The organism is Lacticaseibacillus thailandensis DSM 22698 = JCM 13996 (genome assembly GCF_001312865.1).
Classification (GTDB): domain Bacteria; phylum Bacillota; class Bacilli; order Lactobacillales; family Lactobacillaceae; genus Lacticaseibacillus; species Lacticaseibacillus thailandensis.
This window is the reverse complement of sequence record NZ_BBER01000001.1, coordinates 699,711-723,794: the sequence shown is the minus strand read 5'-3', so window position 1 is coordinate 723,794 and position 24,084 is coordinate 699,711. Positions and strand designations below refer to the sequence as shown.

General features: G+C 53.6%; 18 protein-coding genes and 7 pseudogenes. 18 read left to right on the top strand and 7 right to left on the bottom strand.

Going from position 1 to position 24,084, the window contains the following annotated elements; all coding sequences use genetic code 11:
- The 7 genes and pseudogenes from JCM13996_RS03520 to nrdF form a co-directional block, all read right to left on the bottom strand.
- A partial coding sequence (locus JCM13996_RS03520) for a lactate/malate family dehydrogenase (RefSeq protein ID WP_054749644.1) occupies nt 1-671 on the bottom strand: 671 nt, incomplete at its 3' end.
- 192 nt (nt 672-863) lie between these two features.
- Complete coding sequence (locus JCM13996_RS03515) at nt 864-1,796, bottom strand: L-lactate dehydrogenase (protein ID WP_054749642.1); 933 nt, start codon at nt 1,794-1,796, stop codon at nt 864-866.
- A 243-nt stretch (nt 1,797-2,039) separates the two neighbouring features.
- Nucleotides 2,040-3,211: pseudogene (locus JCM13996_RS03510) on the bottom strand (PTS sugar transporter subunit IIC).
- Nucleotides 3,162-4,154, bottom strand: a complete 993-nt coding sequence (locus JCM13996_RS03505) for a D-2-hydroxyacid dehydrogenase (protein ID WP_054749640.1) — start codon at nt 4,152-4,154, stop codon at nt 3,162-3,164. The pseudogene JCM13996_RS03510 and the gene JCM13996_RS03505 overlap by 50 nt, the downstream one beginning before the upstream one ends.
- Nucleotides 4,155-4,166: 12 nt before the next feature.
- Nucleotides 4,167-5,370: pseudogene (locus JCM13996_RS03500) on the bottom strand (aminotransferase class I/II-fold pyridoxal phosphate-dependent enzyme).
- Between the two features lie 543 nt (nt 5,371-5,913).
- Complete coding sequence (locus JCM13996_RS03495; protein ID WP_054749637.1) at nt 5,914-6,414, bottom strand: class Ib ribonucleoside-diphosphate reductase assembly flavoprotein NrdI; 501 nt, start codon at nt 6,412-6,414, stop codon at nt 5,914-5,916.
- 6 nt (nt 6,415-6,420) lie between these two features.
- On the bottom strand, nt 6,421-7,443 hold the full coding sequence (gene nrdF / locus JCM13996_RS03490) for a class 1b ribonucleoside-diphosphate reductase subunit beta (RefSeq protein ID WP_054749635.1): 1,023 nt from the start codon (nt 7,441-7,443) through the stop codon (nt 6,421-6,423).
- A gap of 312 nt (nt 7,444-7,755) precedes the next feature.
- Here nrdF and nrdH point away from each other — a divergent pair, with 312 nt between their 5' ends.
- The 18 genes and pseudogenes from nrdH (at nt 7,756) to JCM13996_RS03400 (ending at nt 23,954) form a co-directional block, all read left to right on the top strand.
- Entirely contained in the window at nt 7,756-7,986 is a 231-nt protein-coding gene (gene nrdH / locus JCM13996_RS03485; RefSeq protein WP_054749633.1) for a glutaredoxin-like protein NrdH, read from the top strand.
- A gap of 55 nt (nt 7,987-8,041) precedes the next feature.
- Nucleotides 8,042-10,214, top strand: a pseudogene (gene nrdE, locus JCM13996_RS03480) (class 1b ribonucleoside-diphosphate reductase subunit alpha).
- A gap of 177 nt (nt 10,215-10,391) precedes the next feature.
- Nucleotides 10,392-11,236, top strand: a pseudogene (cdaA, locus tag JCM13996_RS03475) (diadenylate cyclase CdaA).
- Nucleotides 11,233-12,360, top strand: a complete 1,128-nt coding sequence (locus tag JCM13996_RS03470; protein ID WP_054749631.1) for a CdaR family protein — start codon at nt 11,233-11,235, stop codon at nt 12,358-12,360. The pseudogene cdaA and the gene JCM13996_RS03470 overlap by 4 nt, the downstream one beginning before the upstream one ends.
- Nucleotides 12,361-12,421: 61 nt before the next feature.
- Nucleotides 12,422-13,774, top strand: a complete 1,353-nt coding sequence (glmM, locus tag JCM13996_RS03465) for a phosphoglucosamine mutase (RefSeq protein WP_054749629.1) — start codon at nt 12,422-12,424, stop codon at nt 13,772-13,774.
- 259 nt (nt 13,775-14,033) lie between these two features.
- Nucleotides 14,034-15,845: a glutamine--fructose-6-phosphate transaminase (isomerizing) gene (glmS, locus tag JCM13996_RS03460; protein WP_054749627.1), complete on the top strand. Its 1,812-nt coding sequence runs from the start codon at nt 14,034-14,036 to the stop codon at nt 15,843-15,845.
- A 191-nt stretch (nt 15,846-16,036) separates the two neighbouring features.
- Nucleotides 16,037-16,552, top strand: coding sequence for a VanZ family protein (locus JCM13996_RS03455; RefSeq protein WP_054749625.1), 516 nt, complete (start codon nt 16,037-16,039; stop codon nt 16,550-16,552).
- Nucleotides 16,553-16,619: 67 nt separating this feature from the next.
- A pseudogene (locus tag JCM13996_RS03450) lies at nt 16,620-17,364 on the top strand (YebC/PmpR family DNA-binding transcriptional regulator).
- Nucleotides 17,365-17,577: 213 nt separating this feature from the next.
- The gene (locus JCM13996_RS03445; protein WP_082383782.1) at nt 17,578-18,468 is read left to right on the top strand and encodes an ATPase, T2SS/T4P/T4SS family; all 891 of its coding nucleotides are present in this window, start codon (nt 17,578-17,580) and stop codon (nt 18,466-18,468) included.
- Nucleotides 18,458-18,712: a hypothetical protein gene (locus JCM13996_RS03440; protein WP_054749623.1), complete on the top strand. Its 255-nt coding sequence runs from the start codon at nt 18,458-18,460 to the stop codon at nt 18,710-18,712. Before JCM13996_RS03445 ends, JCM13996_RS03440 begins: the two co-directional genes overlap by 11 nt.
- Before the next feature lie 11 nt (nt 18,713-18,723).
- Nucleotides 18,724-19,431, top strand: coding sequence for a type II secretion system F family protein (locus JCM13996_RS03435; protein ID WP_054749620.1), 708 nt, complete (start codon nt 18,724-18,726; stop codon nt 19,429-19,431).
- Entirely contained in the window at nt 19,428-19,769 is a 342-nt protein-coding gene (locus JCM13996_RS03430; RefSeq protein WP_054749618.1) for a prepilin-type N-terminal cleavage/methylation domain-containing protein, read from the top strand. Before JCM13996_RS03435 ends, JCM13996_RS03430 begins: the two co-directional genes overlap by 4 nt.
- Nucleotides 19,770-19,771: 2 nt before the next feature.
- Nucleotides 19,772-20,224 (top strand): pilus assembly FimT family protein, encoded by a 453-nt coding sequence (locus JCM13996_RS03425; RefSeq protein ID WP_054749616.1) that lies wholly within the window; start codon nt 19,772-19,774, stop codon nt 20,222-20,224.
- A gap of 11 nt (nt 20,225-20,235) precedes the next feature.
- Nucleotides 20,236-20,526 carry a hypothetical protein gene (locus tag JCM13996_RS03420; RefSeq protein WP_156321838.1) on the top strand — a complete coding sequence of 97 codons (291 nt, stop codon included), beginning with the start codon at nt 20,236-20,238 and terminating at the stop codon, nt 20,524-20,526.
- Nucleotides 20,527-20,581: 55 nt separating this feature from the next.
- Nucleotides 20,582-21,142: a hypothetical protein gene (locus JCM13996_RS03415; protein ID WP_054749611.1), complete on the top strand. Its 561-nt coding sequence runs from the start codon at nt 20,582-20,584 to the stop codon at nt 21,140-21,142.
- 133 nt (nt 21,143-21,275) lie between these two features.
- Nucleotides 21,276-22,293, top strand: a pseudogene (locus tag JCM13996_RS13105) (class I SAM-dependent methyltransferase).
- Nucleotides 22,294-22,298: 5 nt separating this feature from the next.
- Nucleotides 22,299-23,493, top strand: a pseudogene (locus tag JCM13996_RS03405) (acetate/propionate family kinase).
- Nucleotides 23,490-23,954: a hypothetical protein gene (locus tag JCM13996_RS03400; protein WP_054749608.1), complete on the top strand. Its 465-nt coding sequence runs from the start codon at nt 23,490-23,492 to the stop codon at nt 23,952-23,954. Before JCM13996_RS03405 ends, JCM13996_RS03400 begins: the two are co-directional and overlap by 4 nt.
- The last annotated feature ends 130 nt before the right edge of the window (nt 23,955-24,084 follow it).

Here is a 24,084-nt window from a genome sequence, read left to right as displayed (position 1 = left end):
CCCTTGAAGACCGTGAAACCACCAATGCGGGAATCCTGGTCGATGGCATCCAGGTCGAGGTGCTTACTGTCCACCAGTTCCGTGATGGGGTGGCCCAGTACGCGGACTGTGGACCAAGCGGTGAATTGGGAGTTGCCGTGTTCCCCCAGGTTATAACCAGTCACGGAACGGGGATCAAGGTCCAAAGCGTGACCAACGGCCCGGCGCATCCGCGCGGAATCCAGCATGGTCCCCGTACCCATAACGTGGTTGTGCGGCAGACCCGTAATTTGTTGATAAATAGTGGTCATAATGTCACACGGGTTAGAAATACAAATGATCTTGCCGTAGAAGCCCACCCGCTTAAGGTTGTGGGCTACCGCTTTTACCTGGGTGGACGTGTAGTTTAGTTCCGCAAAACGGTCGGGGTTGGTGGCCGACTGCAGGTCAATCTTCCCCACCGCGGAGATGACGATTTCGGCATCCGCAACTGCGTCGTAATCATTCGCAACCACGTTGGTGTGGTGGGTCAAGTTAGCCATCGCATCGGCAAAGTCGAGCGCATCCGCATTGGACTTGGCGGTCCGCTCGTCGATGATGACCAGGTCGTCGGCCAGACCAGTGGCCACGATCTGGTGGGCGACAGCGCCACCAACATTACCCATACCAATTATTGCAATCTTTCTCGTCATAATATGTATCCACCTTCGTCGTTGAATTGATTAACGATTAAAATAATGGCATTAAAATGTGAAAAAAAATCAAGAAAATAGCAATAATTAACTAAAAATAATTGTCTTCGGCGGTGTTAACAAAAAAAAGAGGCCATGACCAATAGTGTGGTCACAGCCTCCTGCGCGTTACGTAACGTTGTTTGTGGTGGTTTATGCTTTGACGGGCATTACCTGTTCAAAGTGTTCCTTAATGCAGTCAGCCGAGTGCTCCAGCTTGGCCTGCTCGTCAGGCGTGAGTTGCCACTGGGTTTGTTGCTCCACCCCGTCGGCACCCACGATGACCGGGAAGGATAGGTAGCACCGCAAATCTTCACGCCAGTTGGAGACGGGTAGCATCGTCCGGGCGCCGCGTAGAATCGTGTCCGCAAGACGGTTAGCTGCCGCCGCGATGCCGAAGCTCGTGTAACCTTTTCCGGCAAAGACGTCAAAGGCGTCCATGCTGGAATGATGTTCGACCGAATCGAGGTCCAACGCAACCTCGTCCTTAATGGCGGTGATTGGACGCCCCAGCACGCTCACGGTGGACCAGGCGGTAAACTGGGAGTTGCCGTGCTCGCCGAGGTTGTAGCCACTGACGGAACGGGGGTCAACGCGGAAAGCTTGCCCAACCGCGCGGCGCATGCGCGCAGAATCGAGCATCGTCCCCGTACCCATGACGTGGTTAGCCGGTAAGCCGGTTACTTCCTGGTAGATCATGGTCATGACGTCACACGGGTTGGAGATGCAAATAATTTGACCGTGAAAACCCACGGCACGCAGGTGTTCGGCCACGACTTTGACCTGGGTGGACGTGTAGTTTAGTTCAGCAAAGCGATCCGGGTGGTCGAGGGTAATTAGGTTGATTTTGCCGACGGCCGAAATAACGATGTCAGCGTCAGCCACGGCGTCCCAGTCGTTCATCACGATGTCCGTGTGGCGGGTCAGGTTAGCGGCCGCGTCGAGAAAGTCGTGGTAGTCAGCCGTCAGTTTCTTGACGTCTTTGTCAATGAGTACCAACTGGTCGGTCAAACCTTCGGTGACGATTTGGTGGGCGACGGCTTCACCAACGTGACCCACACCAATAACTGCTATTTTACGAGGCACAATATTACTCCCTTACATGATGTATTTAGGTCGCTGATGTTGCTGCGACGCTAGTGGAACGTGTTTCCACCATCCAGTGTAGTGTAGGCACGTTGTCGTGCCAAATTATTATGACGCCGCGATTAAATCATGGGGAAGGGGAAGTAACAAAGACCTCATTTTTGGTGTGAGTCGGGGAATGCTGGCAAAAAAGACCGCTATCCAGTCTGGACAGCGGTCTAGTTGCGTCTGAGTTGGTGAACATCAATCGTTGGGTAGCCGCACGTCATCAGTCGCAATGAGGTGCCACCCGTCGATAAAGCCCCATTTTAACACTACGGACACGATGACTGGGATGATGACGAATGCCAGCAACACGCGTAGTCCCACAAGCTGGCCATGTGATTGTTGCAGAGCAGTCAGGGGTCCAATCAGACCCGAGAAGCCGAAGCCGGCGGAGAACGGCGTCCCGCTCATCCCCAACCAGCTGGCCGCACCACCACACAGGCCCGACCCCATAATCACCGGAATGAACAACCGGGGACGCCGGAGCATGTTGGCCATCTGAATTTTGGGTGAGCCGAGAAAGTGCGCCAGTGTGCCCCCAAGTGGGTTCACGGTGGCACCGAACCAAGCTAAGACAAAGCTGGTGACCACGATACCGGCGTTGGCAGCCCCAGAACCGGTCCCCGTGAGGCTGATCGCGGTGGCAATACCCACCGAGGACAACGGGCTGACGATCAAGATACCGAAGATGATGCCGAGAACTATCCCCATCAGAATTGGGGTGAGGTGAGTGGCGTTAGCGACGAGTTGACCCACGAATGTTTGGACCGCCGTCATGGCGGGGAGTGTCATGAGGCCGATGCCACCGCCGACAATCAAAATGAGGGTCGGTTCCACCACCATTTTGAGCTGGCCTAGGTGCTGGTGAATCAGGACTACTACGCCCGCACTAATGAAGGTCGTCAGCATAATGTTGAGGATGGAACCAGTACCGTTAAGGCAAAGCCGGTCTTGGTCGTCGTCAGGGCCCCAGAAGCAACGAACGTGGCTAAAGCAATACAAGCCGCATCCAGGGTACCGAGGCGTAACATGTGGCCGACCGCCATGGCCGCGAATACGCCGAGTAGTGACTGCACGACGGTCACCATCATGGTGATAGCACTGGCAATGTGGTTACCAGGAAAGAGTCCCAGTATTTGGCTAGTCAAAGCCGCAGGGATAAGTGCGAGAACGACGCCAGGCTGCTGCCGTTGAGTACGTCGAGGGTAAATGCCTTGATGCCGGGACGGGATGGTGCGGTGCGTGTATTCATAAAGATTCTCCTTGTTCAGCGTGGTGGAAGTACAGTGTAGTGGCACGCTTATGCGCGTCGCCACAGGATTAGATAGCGTTTTTGGGGGTATCGCCGCGCAAAATTGCCAGGACGTCATCGAGTGCGATATCGACCATGTTTTGAACCGCAATGTTGGTGTAAAAACCGATGTGGGGGGTCAAAATGACGTTGTCCATAGCGTTAAGCGCCTTGATCTGGGGACTTGCGTCCAGACCGACCTTGCTTAAATCACGGGTGAAGACCGCCGCTTCGCCCTCAACGGTGTCGAGGGCGGCCATGGCGATTTCGTGGTGCTGTAGCGCGTCAATCAGGGCCTGCGTGTCCACGACGGGGCCGCGGCTGGCGTTGACTAGTCCGGCGGTGGGCTGCATGATTTTGAAGTCCTCAGCGCCGATGAGTTTGGTCGAAGTGGGGTTCAGGTCAACGTGGAGTGAGACCACATCGGCGCGAGCCAACAGGTCGGCCTTCGTGGTGTACGTCACCACGTCGCGCAACTCATCACGTTCCTGGACGTCGTAGGCCAGGACGGTGGCGCCCAGCGCGTGTAGGAGGCGTGCCAGGGTGCCACCAATACGCCCCGCACCGATGATACCGATGGTGGTGGAGTGGATTTCTTTAGCCTGCAGACCGTTAAAGTCAAAGTTGTTGTGGCGCACGCGGGCGTCAATCAAGGGACTTTGCCGTAGAATTCGGAAAATGGACATCAAGGCGTGCTCAGCCACGCTGCGTGGCGAGTATGCCGGCACGTTGGTGACCGTTAAGCCCGCAGCTTTGGCCGCGTCGAGGTTAATGGTGTCCACGCCGGCCGTCCGGGTGGTCAGTTGGTGGATGCCATAGCTAGCCAGTTGGGCATACACGGCATCATCACCAATGGGCCCCCGTTGCTGGATCACGATGCCGTCGTAGCCCTGGGCTAACTGGACGGTATCGGCGTGTAGGACCACGTTGTTCGTATCAATGGTGACGTTGTGCGCGGCGGCGTACGCCTTGATGGCTGGTTGCTCGTCGTCACGGACGCTATACATTAAAATTTTAGTCATCAGTGGGCCTCCTTAGGCGTGGTGTGCCGCCCGGTACTGGTCAACGTAAGTTTGTAACCGGCGCATGGCCTCGGTGAGGTTGGCCATTGAAGCAGCGTAACTGAGCCGGATGTGACCCTCACCGCCGGGACCGAAGCCGCCCCCGGGGATGACGGCCACGGCGCTGGTGCGAACTAAATCGTAACAGAACTTGGTGTCGTCTTGAATCAGGTCATCAGGAATCTTGGCAAAGACGTAGAACGCCCCGTTGGGATTAGGAATGCCGAAGCCCATCGCCTGCATTTTTTTTGACGACAAAATCGCGCCGTTTGAGGTACTCAGCCTTCATGGCCAAAGTGTCTTGCCGTCCGGCTTCCGTGCTGAGGGCTTCGTAAGCCCCAGCCATGGCGGGATTGGATGCTGACGTCACGTTGAAGGCGTGGGCGAGGCTGACACGGCGCATGAGTTCCGCGGGGCCGGCGATGAAGCCGATCCGCCAGCCAGTCATGGCGTGAGACTTGGACACCCCGTTGATGAGCAACGTCTGTTCGGGTAGGGCCTTGGCAAAACTGTAGTGGGTCCCCTCATAGGTCAGTTCAGAGTAAATTTCATCCGAGATGACGGCGATGTCGGTATCGCGCAGGACGTCTGCCAGGGCTGTGACTTGGGCCTCGTTGTAGGTGACGCCGGTGGGATTAGACGGGAAGTTCAGCAGGACGACTTTGAGGTGATCACACTTGGCGATGCCTGCTCGGAGCTGCTCAGGGGTAAAAACAAAGCCGGTGCTGCTAGTATCTACGTACACGGGTTCGGCACCATTAATACGCACCAGTTGGTCGTACAGGGAGAAGGTTGGACTCGGCATCAACACCTGGTCACCCGGGTTGAGCAGGGTGTCCAACGCGGCGTGGAGACCCTCAGTGGCGCCGACGGTAATGGCCACTTCGGTGTTCGGATCGTAGGTCAAGTCGTAGCGGTCCTGGAGAAAGTCGGCCGCCGCCTGGCGTAGCTTGGGCCAACCGTTGGAGGGTCCATAGTGCGATTCGTCGTTGTTGATGGAGGCGATGGCGGCCTGCTTGACGTGTTCGGGCACGTTAAAGTCGGGTTCCCCGAGTGATAGTTTGATCACGTGCAGGATTTTGCTGGCTTCGGCGTCGAAAACCCGGATGGGGTTGGCCCCAAGGCCGTCGTAGGTGTGGTCAAGGTTCTGAAGCAAACTTGGTTTAGTTGTGGGCATGATATAACTTCCTTTCTGAATGCCTATGTAGTGGCAGATGAGGACGAGTTTTGGGGAAACAAACGGGGTTGTGGGCGGCTGCAGGGCTAGGGAGTGGCTGCTGAGCACGGGTACGGTGCGGCGATACGGCGGTGTGGGTGGTTGGTTACCTGTCCCGGCCTAACTGCCGAGTGGAAGCGGACTACCGTCTCTCGGGTTAGCTAACGTGAGCCCTCCGAGTGGAGAGGGGTAGTTACTCGGCGCAAAAAAAAGAACCACCCAGCACTTCGCTCGACGCGAAACATCTGGTGTGGTTCTGTAGTTGACCTAATAAAACTGGCTGACCACCGGCACACGCAGATGCTTTATTCCATCCGCGTGCCACGCTCAATAGCCCTTGGCCCCCGGATGATTACCCGAAACGCCAAAAGGCAAAACTGCGTGTAACTGTGGTCAATGTTTGTTTCATTGGGAAAACTCCTCTCGTCTTCTATGGCAATGATGTTATAGCAATGTGAGAAACGTGTCAATAGCATTTGACGACAATGTTAAAACAAATTGAGCTTAAGCGCGCGTCAACGCCTTTTTCACACCCGTCCGTTCGTAATCCGTCAGGGTCGTAGCCATCGCGTTGTAGATGCGTTCTGCTTCTTCCTTGTTGCCACGCAGTTCGAACAGACCGATCAGGGGGCTGTTGTACCGGTTAGCGTAGTGCTTAGCCGTCAAGCCAAACTGGGCGTTAAAGTTACGGTTACCACTGCCAACGATGCCAATAAGGTTGTCGGTGTTTCCGTCATCCAACTCGTCGCGCAGGTCAACCGTTAGCGTTTCCTCATACCCCGTGTGCATACCGTCACCACCGTCGAGGTAGGTTGGGACCATCACAAAGTAAGGACCCGCGTCCAATACCCGCTCGTCGAATTGTTCCGTATATTCGTAGAAGTTGATGGCGCGTGCATCCGGATCGGCTGCTTGGGCCTGGGCTGCGTACTGCGTCAACAGCTTGGTGAATGCGCGCGTGTTGCCGCTAATGCTGATAAATACTACGTTGATTGGCGCTGCCATTAACGATCACCTTTTTTTCTCATTTTTCTGTGCGTCTGCGTCCAAACCGATGAGGTAGTCATCGTCGTTCATGGCTTCGACTTGGCCCAACAGGTAGCCGTTACCAACCTGGGAGAAGAAGTCGTGATTAGAGGTTGTGGTGTTGATCCCGTTCATAATGACGGGGTTAACGTCACTGGCCGTGGTGTCAAAGATGGGCTCCTTACCGAGGTTCATCAAGGCTTTGTTCGCGTTGTACTGCACGAACGTCATGACTTCGTCCGTCCAGCCAACCTGGTCGTAAACGAGCTTGGCGTAGTTCGTCTCATTTTCAAAGAGGCTGTACAACAAGTCGTAAGCCCAGTCATCCTGGGCCTGCTTTTCGGCGTCGGTCAACTGGTCGTAAGTTACCTGGTACTTGTAACCAATGTAAGTGCCATGTACGGATTCGTCACGCAAAATCAGCTTGATGATTTCGGCCACGTTGTTCAACTTATTGTTGCCTAAGTAGTACAATGGTGTGTAGAAACCACTATAGAAGAGGCAGGTTTCCAGGAAGACGTTGGCGACCTTTTTGTGCAGGTGATCCGGATCGTTACGGTAAATATCCACGATGGTCTTAGCCTTAGCCTGGAGGAAGTCCTCAGTGTCGGACCACTGGAAAATCTCGTCAATTTCGTCAGGCGTGTTCAACGTCGAGAAAATGGTGGAGTAACTCTTAGCGTGCACTGACTCCATGAACTGGATGTTGTTCAAAACGGCGGTTTCGTGTGGGGTCACGACATTCTGGCGCAACGCCTGCATGCCGTCTTGTGATTGCACCGTGTCCAACAGGGTCAGGCCGCCGAAGACGTGGCCCACGACCCACTGGTGGTCGGTATCCAACTCGCGCCAGTCGTCCATGTCGTTAGATACGGGGATGCGGGTGTCCAACCAGAACTGTTCGGTCAGTTTTTCCCACGTCGCCTTGTCAATGGCGTCGTTGACCCGGTCCCAATTCACCGCCTTGTAATCATCAACACCCGCGAACTTCTTTACTAAATCAGTCAAATGAAGAACCTCCTTGCGGTTTTACCGCTAAATTACGGTGGCACGGCGATTGTATGTACGGATACTAGTACCACCGGTGGTATGCCTTAGATTAGCACACAATATATGGTGTGTAAACGCGCTTTTTTTGGGGGTAATATATGCTATATATGGTGCAAGTGAAATGCCGCCAAAAAAGTTTTGGACGTATTAATGCGATGATACGGGCACTTTCACGAAATTACACAACACAAGATGTGGTGTTGTGGTTGACCAAGCACACTATATTGGGTATCATAATGGCATACTTACGAAATCAAAGGACTGATGGATATGCGCAACGTTACTTTATTTACCAAAAATGGTTGCCCACGGTGCCGCATGACGAAGCGGTTTCTGGACGAGCACAACATTAATTATACCGAACACAACATCAACGAGGAACCTGAATACGTGAACTACCTTAAGAATCAGGGCTTCAAGATGACGCCGGTACTCGAAGCGGACGGAATGGAAGCCATCACCGGTTTCCGTCCGGATGTGTTGAAGCAGTTGGCTGTCTAAAGGCGGCCAGCTGTTTTTTTTATTTCCCGTCACACGGTACGAAAGTAGGTACAATATGTCACTTAAATCAATTTCACCTGAGCAGGTTTCATATTACAAACTAAATAACGAAATTAACATTCCCGTTAACGGGCAGATCCCGCTTAACAAGGATAAGGAAGCACTGGTAGCTTTTTTTGGCCGAGAACGTGGAGCCCAACACTAAGCGCTTTGGTTCACTGGCTGAGCGGTTGGACTACCTCGTGGATCACGATTATTACGAGGCGGCGTTTCTCGACAAGTATAGTGCGGGATTTAAAGAAAACTTGTACCAATACTTAAAGGATCAACACTTTCAGTTTAAGTCCTTCATGGCCGCTTACAAGTACTACGCCCAGTACGCGCTCAAGACCAACGATGGTGAGTACTACCTGGAGGACTTCAAGGACCGGGTGTTTGCCAACGCGCTGTACTTTGCGGACGGTAACGAGGCCTTAGCCCACGACCTCGCGGAGGAAATGATTCACCAGCGGTACCAGCCGGCGACCCCATCCTTCTTAAACGCGGGGCGTGCTCGCCGTGGTGAGCTGGTCTCCTGTTTCTTATTGCAGGTGACTGACGATATGAATTCCATCGGTCGTGCCATTAACTCCGCTTTGGAGCTGTCCCGCATCGGTGGTGGCGTGGGTCTGACGCTCTCCAACCTGCGTGAAGCCGGGGCACCCATCAAGGGCATTGAGGGTGCTGCTAGTGGGGTCTTGCCCGTCATGAAGCTGCTGGAAGATTCCTTCTCGTATTCCAACCAGTTGGGTCAACGTCAGGGTGCCGGTGTGGTTTACCTTAACGTGTTCCATCCCGACATCATCAACTTTTTAGGGGCCAAGAAGGAAAATGCCGACGAAAAGTACCGCGTGAAGACCCTGAGCTTAGGTGTGATCGTGCCAGACAAGTTCTATGAACTGGTGCGTGACAACGCGGACATGTACCTGTTCTCGCCATACTCGGTGGAACGCGAGTACGGCAAGCCGTTTTCTTACGTGGATATTACCAAGGAATACGACGCGTTGGTTGCTAATCCGAAAATCAAGAAGTACAAGATCAAGGCGCGGAACCTGGAAAACGAAATTTCGCGGTTGCAACAAGAATCCGGTTACCCGTACATTATGAACGTGGATACCGCCAACAAGGCTAACCCAATTGACGGCAAGATCATCATGAGTAATCTGTGCTCGGAAATCATGCAGGTCCAGGAACCCTCCAAGATCAACAACCAGCAAGGTTACGATGTGTTGGGTACGGACGTCTCCTGCAACCTGGGTTCCACAAACATTCCCAACCTGATGAAGACCAAGCACTTTGGCCGGGCGGTCGAGGCCATGGTACGCGCATTGACCTTTGTGTCTGATGAAAGCAACATTGACGTGGTGCCGTCCGTACAGCACGGCAATCACCGCGCACACTCGATTGGACTCGGCGCGATGGGGTTGCACACGTTCTTTGCCCTCAACCACATGGAATATGGTTCGCCTGAGTCCATTGAGTTTACTAGTGTCTACTTCCTGTGCTTGAACTACTACACGTTGGTAGCGTCCAATAAAATTGCTCGGGAACGTGGCGAATCGTTCTACCACTTTGATCGGAGCAAGTACGCCGATGGTTCTTACTTTGACCGCTACATCAACGATGATTGGCAACCGCACAACCCGCAGGTACAGGCGCTCTTCAAGGATATCCACATTCCGACGGTGGCTGATTGGCGGCAGTTGCGTGCCGACGTCATGCGGTACGGTTTGTACAACCAGAACCGGATGGCAGTAGCACCCAACGGTTCAATTAGTTACATCAACGACACCAGTTCATCATTGCACCCGATCATTAACCGGATCGAGGACCGCCAGGAAAAGACGATTGGGAAAATCTTCTATCCGGCTGCCGGTTTGTCCAACGACACGTTGCCGTACTACAAGAGTGCATACGACACCGATATGCGTAAGGTGATCGACGTGTACGCGGCGGCACAGCAACACGTGGATCAGTCGTTGTCGTTAACGTTGTTCATGCGGAGCACGATTCCGGAAGGGCTGTATCCGTGGAAGAAGGGGCGGACCAACAAGATGACCACGCGGGATCTCAACATTCTGCGGAACTACGCCCACTATAAGGGGATCAAGTCGATCTACTACATCCGGACATTTACGGATGATGAACAGGAAGTCGGTAGTAATGATTGTGAAAGTTGTGTGATTTAACGTCCGTTAAGCACCCGTCACTCAGTGGCGGGTGCTTTTGTGTTGCGCACCCGGACTCATTATTGCCGGCTGAGCACGGGGAGCCCCCATCAATGGTCACACGGGCAATTCACGCCCAATCGTGTCCTGGTCCATGCTATAATGTCCACAGTTACGCATTGTATGGAGGCATTGAGGATGAAGGAATTATTCACCCAGTTTTTCACCTGGTCAACGCTAGCGAACATCGTTGACATATTGGTGGTCTGGTATTTCTTGTACCGTTTGATAATGTTGTTGCGCGGTACTAAAGCCGTCCAGCTGTTCCGCGGGATTTTGGTTATCGTGGTGATTCGCCTCATTGCCTGGGGCGCACAACTACGGGCCGTATCCTTTATTTTGGACCAAATTATCAGTTGGTCGGTGGTGGCCATCGTCATTATTTTCCAACCAGAAATTCGGCGTGGACTGGAACATCTGGGTCGCGGCGGTTTGTTTAGTTACGGTGCGGAAAGCCAGCACGATACCGGCAAGCGGTTAGTGGAGCAACTCGATCAGGCAATTCAGTACATGAGTAAACGACGCATTGGGGCGCTGATTACCATTCAGATGAATACCGGACTAGAAGAATACATAGAGACCGGGATCCCCATTGACGCGGAAGTCAGTGGGGCGTTGCTCATCAACACCTTTATTCCCAACACCCCATTACACGACGGAGCGGTTATTATTCGGGATAACCGTATCGCCGTGGCTGCGGCCTACTTGCCGTTGTCGGAAAGTAACGCGATTCCTAAGAGTTTAGGCACCCGGCACCGTGCGGCGGTCGGAATCAGTGAAGTGACGGACGCGGTGACGGTCGTGGTTTCCGAAGAAACTGGTGGGGTGACCATCACTAACAATTCCCACCTAATGATTGACCTGTCGCGCGAGGATTACCTGCCTTTTTGACGGCACAATTGGTCCCGGCTGAGGACGAGGAGAAGCACAACCCAATTCGTGATTTCATTTTGGGTGTTAACCGGAAGGGGGCGCGCAAATGAATAAGTTTTGGGAAAGCAAGTGGGTTTACCGTCTCCTGTCGTTGGTGCTGGCGCTGGGCATCTTTTTCTACGTGAACACCAAGCAGGTCAACAACACACGACAAAGTGGTACGGCCAACAGTTCGCTCTTGGCGACCCGGTCGGCGACGGTTAAGGTCCCGCTACAGTTAAACGCGGATACGACGAAGTACTTTATTACTGGGTACCCGCAAAACGTCAAGGTGCGTGTGTCGGGCAGCTCTGCGCTGGTGACCGCGGTGAAGAACACGCAGAATTTTCGAGTCGTGGCTAATTTGAGCCAGTTAGGTGTGGGCAAGCACCGCGTCAAGCTGACGGAGGAGGGCCTGAATCGGACTTTGAACTACAAAATTTCACCGGCGACCATCACCGTGAATATTCAAAAGCGGGTCAACCGGACCATGCCAATTGAGGTCAAGTACAACGTGGATGCACTCGCCGATGGTTACGAGGTGGGCACGCCAAAATTATCGACAAACTCCGTCCGGGTCTCCGGCTCGCGAGAAGAGATCAAGCGAATCAATAAGGTCGTGGCGACGGTGGCGCTGAGCCACAATACGCGTAAGGACGTGACCCAAACCGTTTCGGTGCAGGCGGTTGACAGTAATGGTGATACTTTGAACGTCATTGTGTTACCAGAAACCGTGAAGGTCATGTTGCCAGTCAGCTTGCCAAGCAAAAAGGTGGGCGTCGAGTTTAAGCAAACCGGGTCGGTCGCTAAAAACCGCGCCGTCACGCTCAAGAGCAGTACGGATAGTGTCCGCATTTATGGTAGTCGGTCCGTGCTGGCCAAACTGGACACGTTAACGTTACCGGTGGAGGTCAGCAACGTGACGAGTAGCACGACCAAAACGGTGCGCGTGACGAATATTTACCCTAACCTGGTGAACGCGGACCCCAATGATATTAAGGTGAACCTGAAAGTGACAACCGAAAATAGTAGCGAAGCGGGTGAAGTTAGTGCGGCGTCAAGCGCTGCAAGCAGTGATTCTGCGAGTAGTGCATCAGTAAGTTCGAGTTCGTCGAGCAGCAGTAGCGCGGCAAGTAGCAGTACTTCCAGCAGCGTGAATAGTTCATCAAGTAGCGGCAGTAGTAGCACAAAGTAGTCTAAAAGTAATAAAATGGTAAACGTAGTTACGCGGTAAAACGCAGAAACGAGGAGAAATAATGACTAAGTATTTTGGTACTGACGGTGTACGTGGTGTGGCAAATGAGACGTTGACGCCCGAGCTAGCTTTCAAGCTAGGACGCGCTGGTGGGTATGTGCTCACGAAGCACCAGGAGAACGGTGAGACGCCGTTGGTATTGGTCGCACGGGATACCCGAATTTCGGGTCAGATGTTGGCGGATGCCCTCATTGCGGGACTGCTGTCCGTTGGTATTGAGGTATTGTCGTTGGGAGTGATCACGACCCCCGCAGTGGCTTACCTCATTAAGGTGCAGGGCGCTGCGGCGGGGATTCAGATTTCTGCTTCTCACAATCCCGCACAGGACAACGGGATCAAGTTCTTCGGTCCTGACGGCTACAAACTGTCGGACGATACTGAAGACGAAATTGAGGCTTACCTTGACGCAAAGGTGGATACGTTGCCGCGTCCAAGCGCAAAGGGGCTGGGCACTGTGGCTGCTTATCCTGAAGGCATCCAGAAGTACACGCAGTTCCTAGAGCAGACGGTCAACGAGGACCTTTCTGGCATCAAGGTGGTGCTCGATGGGGCTAATGGGGCCACGAGTGGTATTGTGAGTCGCCTCTTTGGTGACCTAGACGTTGATTTTGAGACCATGGCCACGGCCCCTAACGGCATCAACATTAACGATGGTGTGGGCTCCACCCATCCTGAGGCCCTAGCTAAGGCCGTGGTGGACAAGGGTGCCCAGATTGGGTTGGCTTTTGATGGTGATGGCGATCGGTGCATTGCTGTGGATGAACACGGGAACATTGTCGATGGTGACAAGATCATGTTTGTTCTGGGCACGTACATGAAGAGCCAGGGCCAGTTGAAGAAGGACACCATCGTGACGACCGTTATGAGTAACCTGGGCTTGTACAAGGCCATTGAAGCCAACGGGATGCACTCCGTCCAGACTGCGGTGGGTGACCGCCACGTCGTTGAAGAGATGCGTGCCCACGGTTACAACATCGGTGGTGAACAAAGCGGTCACGTTATCCTCTTTGACTACCACAACACCGGTGACGGGATGCTGACCGGGATTCAGTTGTTGTCCGTGATGGCAGCAACGGGCAAGACGCTGTCCGAATTGGCGGCGCCGGTGCACACTTATCCACAGAAGCTGGTGAACGTGCCGGTCAAGGATAAGAACTCCTGGAAGAACTACCCGGCCATCACTGATGCCATTAAGGACGTTGAGGACCGTATGGCTGGTGACGGGCGTGTGTTAGTGCGTCCTAGTGGTACAGAAAGCCTCTTGCGAGTTATGGCTGAAGCCAAGACGCCGGAACTGGTTAGCGCCTACGTGGATGACATCGCGCGTGTGGTCCGGACCGAAATGGGCGCCTAAACATCAATGCCAAAATTTTTTTTATTAATACAAGTGGTCTACCTCTGGTGGGCCACTTTTTTTTGTTGGGTGCCCGTAATTACGGGCCTTAGTGGGGAAACTTTTTAACTCAAGGTAGACCAATTTGCAAATTAGCTTGGTATACCAATATTTAATGTGTTGACGTAAATTGCCGGTACTGCTATCATTCTACCTATCGACCAATTATGTGAAAATTTCACATAAGGTCTATACCAATTAAAGAATGGGAGTTAGCAAAATGTGTGGAATCATTGGTGTGGTTGGCAATGTTAATGCAACGCAAGTGTTGCTGAAGGGGCTAGAGCGGCTGGAGTACCGTGGTTACGATTCGGCCGGTATTTTTGTGCATGATCGGCACAGTGGTGGACAATTGATCAAAGAGGTTGGTCGCATCAAGCGTCTAGAAGCGAAGGTGCCAGCGACCCTAACGGGCACGTTGGGTATCGGACACACGCGTTGGGCTACTAATGGTAAGCCCACGATTGCTAACGCGCACCCGCACGTTTCCGCTGACGGCCGTTTCTACTTAGTACATAACGGTGTCCTGCAGAACGTGGCCGCTTTGCGTGACCAGTATCTGGCTGACGTGACGATGGCCAGCGATACTGATACTGAAGTTGCCGTGCAGCTACTAGCCCGGTTCGTTCAGGAGGGGGCGACGGTGACCGACGCTTTGCGGCACGTGATGCAGCTGGTGGATGGCTCGTACGCCTTTGCCCTGGCAGACCGTGATGATGGGGACACGTTGTACGTGGCTAAGAACAAGTCCCCACTCCTCATTGGGGTTGGTGATGGCTTCAACGCCGTGGGTAGTGACGCGTTGGCCCTGTTGGACCGGACGCATGAATTTATGGAAATTCACGACCAGGAACTGGGCGTACTGCGGGCTGGTAGCGTTCAACTCATGGATATCAATGGCCAGCCGGTTAGCCGTGACACGTTCATCGTTGATGTGAGTGAGGGTGACGGTGACCTCGGAACGTACCCATTCCACATGCTCAAGGAAATTGATGAGCAGCCCGTCGTCATGCGGCGCCTGTTAGCTGCTTACACTGATGAGAACGGCACGGTGAACTTGTCCGCCGAACTGACCCAGGCGTTGGCGGCCGCGGACCGGTTGTACTTTGTGGCTGCCGGGACCAGCTACCACGCTAGTCTAGTTGGGGCAGCGTTGATGGAGGAATACGCCCACATGCCCGCCAGTGCCTACTTGGCCTCCGAATTTGGTTACCACCAACCGCTGTTAGCGGGCAAGCCGATGTTTGTCTTTCTGACCCAAAGTGGGGAAACGGCTGACATTCGCCAGGTGCTGGTCAAAGTTAAGGCGCAAGGATTCCCAACTTTGACCATCACCAACGTACCGACCTCCACGTTGGCGCGTGAAGCTGATTACGCGTTGAACCTGCACGCGGGTCCAGAAATTGCGGTGGCTTCCACCAAAGCGTACACGGCCCAGGTGGCCACTACGGCGCTGGTTGCGAAGGCGTTGGGTGTGGCTAAGCACGTACAGGCGGCCGCAGATTGGAACCTTGCCCACGAGCTGGGCTTGATTGCGGCTACACAACAGACGCTTGTCGACGCCAAGGACACGGTGCACGAATTGGCTAAGAGTGCTTTGGCTACCACCCGCAATGCTTTTTACATTGGACGCGGGTTGGACTATTACGTCGCCCTCGAGGCCGCGCTAAAGCTCAAGGAAATTTCTTACGTACAGGCGGAAGGCTTTGCTGCTGGTGAATTGAAGCACGGGACCATCGCCTTGATCGAAAACGGGACTCCAGTGATCGCCTTGATCAGTGATCCGGTCACTGCTGCGCACACACGGGCAAATGCCACGGAGGCAGCAGCGCGTGGTGCACACGTGCTACGAATTGCTACCCGGTCGCTGGCCGAACCTGGGGATGACCTGGTGATTGATGACCTCAACCCGTCCCTGGCACCGCTAGCGTTGATCGTTCCGTGCCAGTTGCTTGCTTACTACGCCAGTCTGGATCGTGGGTACGACGTTGACCGTCCCCGGAACCTGGCGAAGTCAGTGACGGTGGAGTAGTCAGCTAGTGGTGACGGCCTGGTATAGGTACTACCCACCGAGTGCCCATATTGCAAAGAAGCTACCCGCTGTGGGTGGCTTTTTTTTCTTTGCCGTAATTAAAAATGGCCCCATCCTGTCTGGTGGACTTGGTTTGGCCCGACAATTTAGCTACACTAGGGCGTAGGCAAATTGTTTTTGGGGGTAAATCGATGCGGACATTTTGGGGCGGCGTACGGCGCAACGGCTGGTTGGTGCTGGCGTTATTCGTACTGTTAATGCTATTTATCAGTAGCTCAATGACCTTTCACCAGCAAAATGCGGCCCCACTATTAGCACGGTTATTGCCGAGTAAGCCTGGTTACCACCTGGTGGCGGCCATCCATTGGCACTATGCGGGCAGTGTGGTGAGTGTGGCTAGTGAGGGCTACTTTGGGGTCTTACAGTTCATTATGCGCAAGTGTGCCCACTTTGGTTCGTACTTTATCCTGGGCCTGTCGCTGTACATGGGAACCCGCCGCCACATCCCCGCTTGGTGGTTACGCGTGGTCATGGTGCCGCTAACCTGCGCGGGCTGTGCAGCGTTGGATGAGTTCCACCAAATGTTGACCGGTGACCGGTCGCCTTTGTTTCAAGACGTGATTCTAGATACCACCGGGGCCGTTTGCGGCATGTTGCTGGTCATCGTGCTATTACTTGCATGCCGGCGTCGGCGGGCATTGAACTAAGGCGGGGTATTTGCTATACTATTAACGATTTTGCGTTTCACACATACCGTAGAAAGAGGGTTTATTCATGTCAGGACATTCCAAGTGGCATAACATCCAAGGGCGCAAGAGCGCTCAGGATGCTAAGCGCGGCAAAATTTTCCAAAAAAATCTCCCGTGAGTTATTCATGGCTGCAAAGCAAGGTGGTTCGGACCCTGACGGCAATCCCCAACTGCGGTTGATGATGGACAAAGCCAAGGCCGCGAACATGCCGAAAGACAACATTAAGCGAGCGCTGGACAAAGCTGAAGGCGGAGACGACACAAGTTACGATGAAGTAACCTATGAAGGTTACGGGCCAAACGGTATTGGTATTTTCGTTGAGGCCATGACTGATAACAAGAACCGGACCAGTTCAGACGTGCGGGTAGCGATTACCCGTCACGGTGGCACGATGGCTGGCGCTGGTGCCGTTGCGTACATGTTCGACCGTATGGGACAGATTGTTATTAGTCGTGAGGACCTGGATAAGTCTGAAGACGACATGCTCGAAGACGTCTTGGAGGCTGGTGGGGATGACCTGCAGTCAACTGACGACGAGTTTACCGTTTTGACTGATCCAAAGGAATTCACGACGGTGCGCGATGAGCTAGCGGCGAAGGGGTACAAGTTTGAATCCGCCGATTTGGCCATGATTCCGCAAAACAAGGTTGAGGTTCCGGCTGACAAAGCGGAAACTTTCCAAGGCATGCTGGATGCACTGGACGAACTGGATGACGTGACCGACGTGTACACTAACGCCGAGTGGCCAGAAGACGAAACTGCTGAATAAAAAGGGCAGTGAGTAAGGCCGCTACACTTACGTGATTGCTTTGTTAATTTAATGATGATTGGGTCCCGGATGGGCAGCCACTTGGCTGCGTGTCCGGGACCTTTTTTGCGTGGTTAAAGCAGATGCGTGCAAGCGCGCAGGGTTGGACAAAAAAAATTTTGGCTGCGGTAGTCAACACTGCCATTTTGCGAAATTACTCTGCGTGAGGAGGTGATGTATGTGAACGAAATTTTGTCGGTGCTGTTTGACGCGCACGTTGAAGCCGCTAGCGATGTGTACTTACTGCCCGCTAGTGATCATTACCGGGTGGTGGTGCGCTATCCGGGGGTGCTCGCTGACGTACAAAAAGTGCCGTTGAGCGTGGGGAAACGGTGGATCAATTATCTAAAGTACCATGCGGGGATGAACGTCTCGGAGCACCGGCGGGTTCAGCAGGGCGCTTGGCTGTGTCCCGAAGTGGGGTGTTACTTACGGTTAAGTGCCACTGGGGACTTTCAAAACGCTGAATCGCTAGTGGTACGGCTGATTGCCCCAGTACCGGCGCTGAATGCGGTGACCCAACCCGTGGTAGCGGTATTGGTGGAAATTTTGCGTCAGCGAGGGCTAATGGTGATGACCGGGCCGACGGGTTCAGGGAAGACCACGTTGATGTACCAGGTGGCCAAGGTGTTGGCTGACTGCCGGATGGTGATGACCATCGAGGACCCGGTAGAGATCCACGAACCGGAGTTTCTGCAATTACAGGTGAACGCGGCAGCGGGCATGACGTATGCCGCGTTACTCAAAGCGGCATTGCGCCACCGACCGGACGTGGTGGTCATCGGGGAATTACGGGATGAGGAAACAGCCTTGGCAGCGTGTGAGGCGGCGTTGGCGGGGCACATTGTGCTAGCAACTTTGCATACGCGGGGGCCGTTGGATGTACCGCTGCGCATGCGCAGTTTGGGTGTCCCGGCCAACCTGATCGATGGGGCGTTACGTGCGTCGGCTCAGGTAAGCTTGGAGCCCGGGCCACCCGTCCAGCCACGGGTATCGTTATGGCGGTGGTATGACGGGCAGGAAACAGCGGTTCAGGTAGAGCGGGAGGATGGTCATGGGGATTAAACGGTTGCCCGTTAGTATCCAAGCAGAGGTGTGCGAACACATGGGGACGTTGATGACCTCAGGGTTTACCGTGGGTGACGCCCTGACGTTTTTAACGGTCCGGTGGCCACGCCGCGCGCCGACCTTTACGGCCCTTACTGATGCTGTCAGTAGTGGCACGGAGTTAGCACAGGCCATGCAGGCGGTGGGATTTGCGCCCGTGGTTGCAACCCAGGTAGCTTGGCGGGGGCGCATGGTGATTTAGCGGGCACGTTAATGACCACTGCCCAATATTTACAGTTACTGCAAAGGACGCGGGGCCGCCTGTGGCAACTGCTAATTTACCCGCTGGTGCTATTGGCGGTTTTGGGTTGTCTGGAGGTAGGTATTGTGTACTGGGTGCTGCCCCAGCTGACCGAACAACAACCGGCAGTGCCCTGGCCACAGATTCTGACGGCCGTCGTAATCATACTGCTGGTGGTAGGAGTAGTTTGGTTTATTCGGGTCCTAGACCGGAACGGTCGGTACCATATGCTGCGCCATTGCCCCGTAGTTGGTGGAATGATGACGCGGTACTACCAGTACGAATTTACGGTCGGTGCCGGGACGTTCCTGCGGGGCGGGCAGGACCTGGCCGGATATTGTCGTTACCTCGCGCAGTTAGATGCGGGGCCACTAACGTCGTTTGGGCAGCGCGTGGTGGCCGGTTTGGCCGATGGTGACGGGTTAAGTATCGTGTTGCGGGATCCGTTGGTACCGAAGGGAATCGTGCGGTTGTTGGCCTTGGGGCAAAGTGAGGGCGAATTTACCCACGCCGTCGAAACGTACGCTAAGGGCCTCTTTATGGATCTCCAGGCCCGGATGAACAAAATGCTAGCGTTGATTCAACCACTTTTATTCGTAGTAATCGGGGCGCAGATCGTGGTGATGTACACCAACTTGCTGTTGCCCCTGTATTCAAATCTTGGGGGGAATTTTAAATGATGGTAAACGGTAAACGTCAACGGCGGGGGTTTACGTTGATCGAGGTGCTGGCGGCTTTGGCGGTAATCGTCATCTTGACGATTACGTTGATCGTGACGGTAAAGGGGCAAATGCAGCACGCGGAAGCAAAGAACGTGGCCACAATTGTGCGCAGTGTGAACGCACAGCTAGAGGTGCAAACGCCCGACATGGATGATGCGGGTACGCCACAATCGTTGGGGGAGATGCGGGACAAAGGGTTTATTAGTGGTGCGCAGTACAGTCAGTTGGTGGATGCAGGGGTCAAAGTAAGCACGGCAGGTAGCGGGGTGACGCTCAAGGCCCCTACCGGTAAGTAAGCATGCGTACGCGGTCGGGTTTTACCATGATTGAAGTAATCATGGCGTTAACGATCGTCGCCCTGATGGCAGTGTTCACGGTGTCCGTGGGCCGACGTTGGCAACAGCGGCGTTTAGAAGCCAATTTCTTTGAGCGGGTGCGCACCGAGTGGCAGTATGACCTCACGGCTGCTGAAGCAAATAACAGTCCAGTGCGCGTATCTTGGCAGCAATCTGATCACATGGTCACCTTTCGGGGCGGTGCGTGGGGTGGTAATGAGAGTACGCCGGTCGTTGCCATTCCCATCCCGCGGACGCTGTTCTTTGGTGGAGGGACGATGGAATGGAAAATTACCAACAAGGGCATGGTGACTGCACCACACAGGGCCATGTTTCAGTCGACCGCGGGTTCGAACTGGCAGGTTGCCATAGAAATTGAGTGGGGACAATTAGAAGTTCATACCGACGACAATTAGGTGGCTCGCTGTTGATGGAACACGTCGCGGCCATTATGGTGATTGCGGTGTGTGCATTAATGTTGGCGGTGGTTGCCCAAACCCACAGAGAGTTTGTACTACAACCTCGGGACAATGCTATGGCCAGTCGTGCTGCCATCAACTGTGTGCGCGCGCATGCCGCTAGTGGCAAGAGTGAAGAATCAAGTCAGCTGGGAGTGGCCCACTACACCGCGACCATCCTGAATGATCACCAAGTGAGGGTACAGAAGAATGGAACAGCAACAACGTGGACGTATACGTACGGGCTTCACCATGGTTGAATGTTTGGCAGCGCTAGCCGTACTGGCTGCCACTGTGTGTCTGTGGCCACCAATAATGCATTTAGCAAGTAACATGGCTACTAAGGATGAGGAAATGGTAGAGCTACAGGCCATGCAGCGGCGGTTGGAATCGTATTGCGCTGGTGGTAGCGTAACGACCACGGATACTGGCACCATGGTGTTTGTTGACCATCAACAGGTGCAGCATAAGGTGTACCAATATCACTCACAGGCGAACGGCAATATTTTGCGCGATGAGGGTATTGGTGGTGGGTACGTGCCCATCCTGATGCATGCTCGTAAGCTGCTGGTGAGTGGGTTAGCGCCAAATACGTGTGCGTACAAAGTGACTATGGATGATGGGTTGACTTTTCGTGGGGTACTCAATGGGATGAGTGAACGGCAACACCCGGGGAGCGTGCTGGTGACGGCGTTACTAATTTTGTTAGTAGTGGGGGCCCTGACGCTGTGGATGGTGCCCAAGATGGTTCGTTGGCGGACGGAGTACCAGATGGAAGAGCGTATCAATCGTAACGCGCTACGGCAATGGCGGGACCCGTCAGCCAGTAAGAGGTCAACTAGTAGTAGCCAAAAAGCCGCTATTACCGGTAAATAGGAGTTTATTTACTGCTTGATATTAGTAAGTGCTAATACGGACATTAAGAAAATAACGTGGTCATAGTCTTGAAAACAGCGTCTCACATCGGTAATATTAGTGTAGTAAATTTACCGATAGGAAGTGGATCTGCGTGGCCAATGAGCATATGGAAGAATTGTACAACGCAATGAGTATGGCCAGTTCAACATTACAGCGCAACATTGATGGTTCACTGTTAGCCGCTCTGACCGAAGTCGCGGAAGATCTGCATGCAGGTGATATCCACCAAGAGGATGGGTTGCCTGATGCTGAGACCACCGCGCGGCTACGGGAGTTACTACAACCGATCAAACTGGATGGTTACCAACCGGAAGAAATTCGGCAGGCCATGCAACTGGTGTTGGTGAAGGTGATGCAATTTGATGCGATTGAGCCTAACAAGCAAGTTACACCGGATGCTTGGCAACCTTAGCCACGTTCCTAATTAACTTGATGCTGCCGACAAAGCCACAGGAACTTGCCGTGGCGGACGTAGCGGTAGGAACGGGCAACCTGTTGTTTGCCGTGATGAACGCCTTGGCCCAACAGACCAAGGCGCAGGTGCACGGCTACGGGGTGGACAACGACGAGGATCTGTTGGCGTTAGCCGGCATTAGTGCGACCCTGCAAGATTTGCGGGTGGATTTGTACCATCAAGACGCCTTGGATACGCTGGTATTTGGGCAAACAGACATTGTTGTGAGTGATCTGCCCGTTGGTTATTATCCGCTCGATGATCGTGCCCGTGGCTTTGGCCTCGCGGCTAAATCGGGACATTCCTATGCACACCATTTGCTCATCGAGCAGGGTTTACGGCAGTTGAAGCTGGGGGCCTGGGATTATTCTACGTACCGGCTAACGTGTTTAAGACGGCTGAATCGGCGACCCTGACGCAGTGGCTCACGAAGCACGCATTTTTCCAGGGGTTGATTACGTTGCCACAAGCAATGTTTGGTAGTGCCGATGCGCAAAAATCATTGCTTTTCCTCCAGAAACCAGGAGCAGGCGCACGCCAGGCCACCCAGGTGTTACTGGGTGAATTTCCATCACTCGATGATGTTGACGGAATGAAACAATTTGTTAATGCTGTGCAAGCGTGGTACCAAGCAAACATTCAACTAGGAGACTAAGACCATTGGTTAAAATTCTTGCAGTGAACGCCGGTAGTTCAACGTTAAAGTGGAAACTCTTTGCCATGCCTGAAGAGCGCGTAGTTGCTCGGGGCATGGTTGATAATTTGGGGTTGCCCGGGACGACTTTCACCGTCAAGTACGGTGATGGGCAGCAATTGGTTGAAGAGGCCGACATCAAAAGTGTTGATGTAGCGGTTGATAAGCTCATTCATGAGTTGAAGCACCTGCACATTATTGAGGATTACCACGAAATTAGTGGGGTGGGCCACCGCGTGGTTGCTGGTGGTGAGACCTTCAAGTCATCAACAGTCATTGGTCCACATGAATTGGATGAGATTGAGGCGCTGTCAGAATTGGCACCATTGCACAATCCGCCGGAAGCCAAGGGCATTCGTGCGTTTATGCAGGTCATGCCGGACACGCCCGAAGTCGGGGTGTTTGACACGTCTTATCACACTACCATTCCCGAAATGAACTACCTGTATAGTATTCCCATGCAGTATTACCGTGATTTCGGCTTGCGTAAGTATGGTGCCCATGGAACCAGTATTCGCTACGTGGTCACCCATACCGCGAAGATGCTAGGTAAGCCGGTTTCGGAGATGAACTTAGTTGTGATGCACATGGGTAGCGGTGTTTCGGTTACCGCGGTCAAAAATGGTGCGAGTTACGATACCTCCATGGGCTACACCCCCGTATCCGGCGTGACGATGAGCACGCGTAGCGGGGATGTTGATCCGTCACTGGTCACGACGCTGATGAAAAAAACTGCAGCTGACTGATCCGGATGACGTGATCAAGATTCTCAACACTGAGTCGGGTGTTTTTGGTATTTCGGAGCTATCACTAGATATGCGTAAAGTGGAAGCCACCCGCACTACGCGGCACCAGTCACAGTTAGCAATTGATATTTTTGTTAACCGGATGGTGAAGTATGTTGCAGGCTACATTGCCGAATTGGGGCACGTTGATGGACTGGTCTTTACTGCCGGAATTGGCGAAGCCGATGGGGCGATGCGCCAACGGATTATTGATGGGTTACATGTATTTGGTGTGCGGATGCACGAAGAACGGAATAACGACGTGCAGTCGCAAGATATGGATCTGACCGCCCCGGGATCCACCATGAAGGTTCTCCTGTTGCCCACAGATGAGGAATTAATGATTGCACGGGACGTGATGGAGTTAACGAAATGACCTGGCTAAGTTGGTTTTACGTCGTAGTCCTAGTATTGACCTTATTGACGACGATAATTATTGACCTGTCCGTTAAAATTCCGGCACGCACACGCTTGGTACGAACGGGGTTATTACTGGTAGTGGCTATCATCGCCGCGGTGGTAACGTGGCGGACCGCTACCAGTACCGAAACGCAGGTGCTAGGTTGGTTTGTGGCGGGGATGTGCTTCTTGTTTGCTTGCTGGCGGCGTGGTCTGGCAAGTTGGGCCGTCATCGCCGGGCTGAGTTCAGTCCGGGTCTGGGGCGCCATTAGCAAAGTGGAAATTCATCCCGGTAATAAAGCTGGACGCAACGAAGTTTGGACCTACGTGGGTTCGATTCGGGTCAGTCGGTTAGTGTTCAATCGTGACGTGCGCGAGTTGCAGCAATTTCTGGCTAACTACTTGGCTGACCAGCAGGTGGTCGTTGTTCAAGCTTAGGTCAGTGATTTGAACGTGAGTATGATGTAGTCTAGGCGCTAACCACAGCGTGTCTGGGGTTGGTGCCTTTTTCGTGTGGGCGGTGGACGCGCCCCCCGAAAGTTGCGCTTAATTCATCGTTGCAAATGAC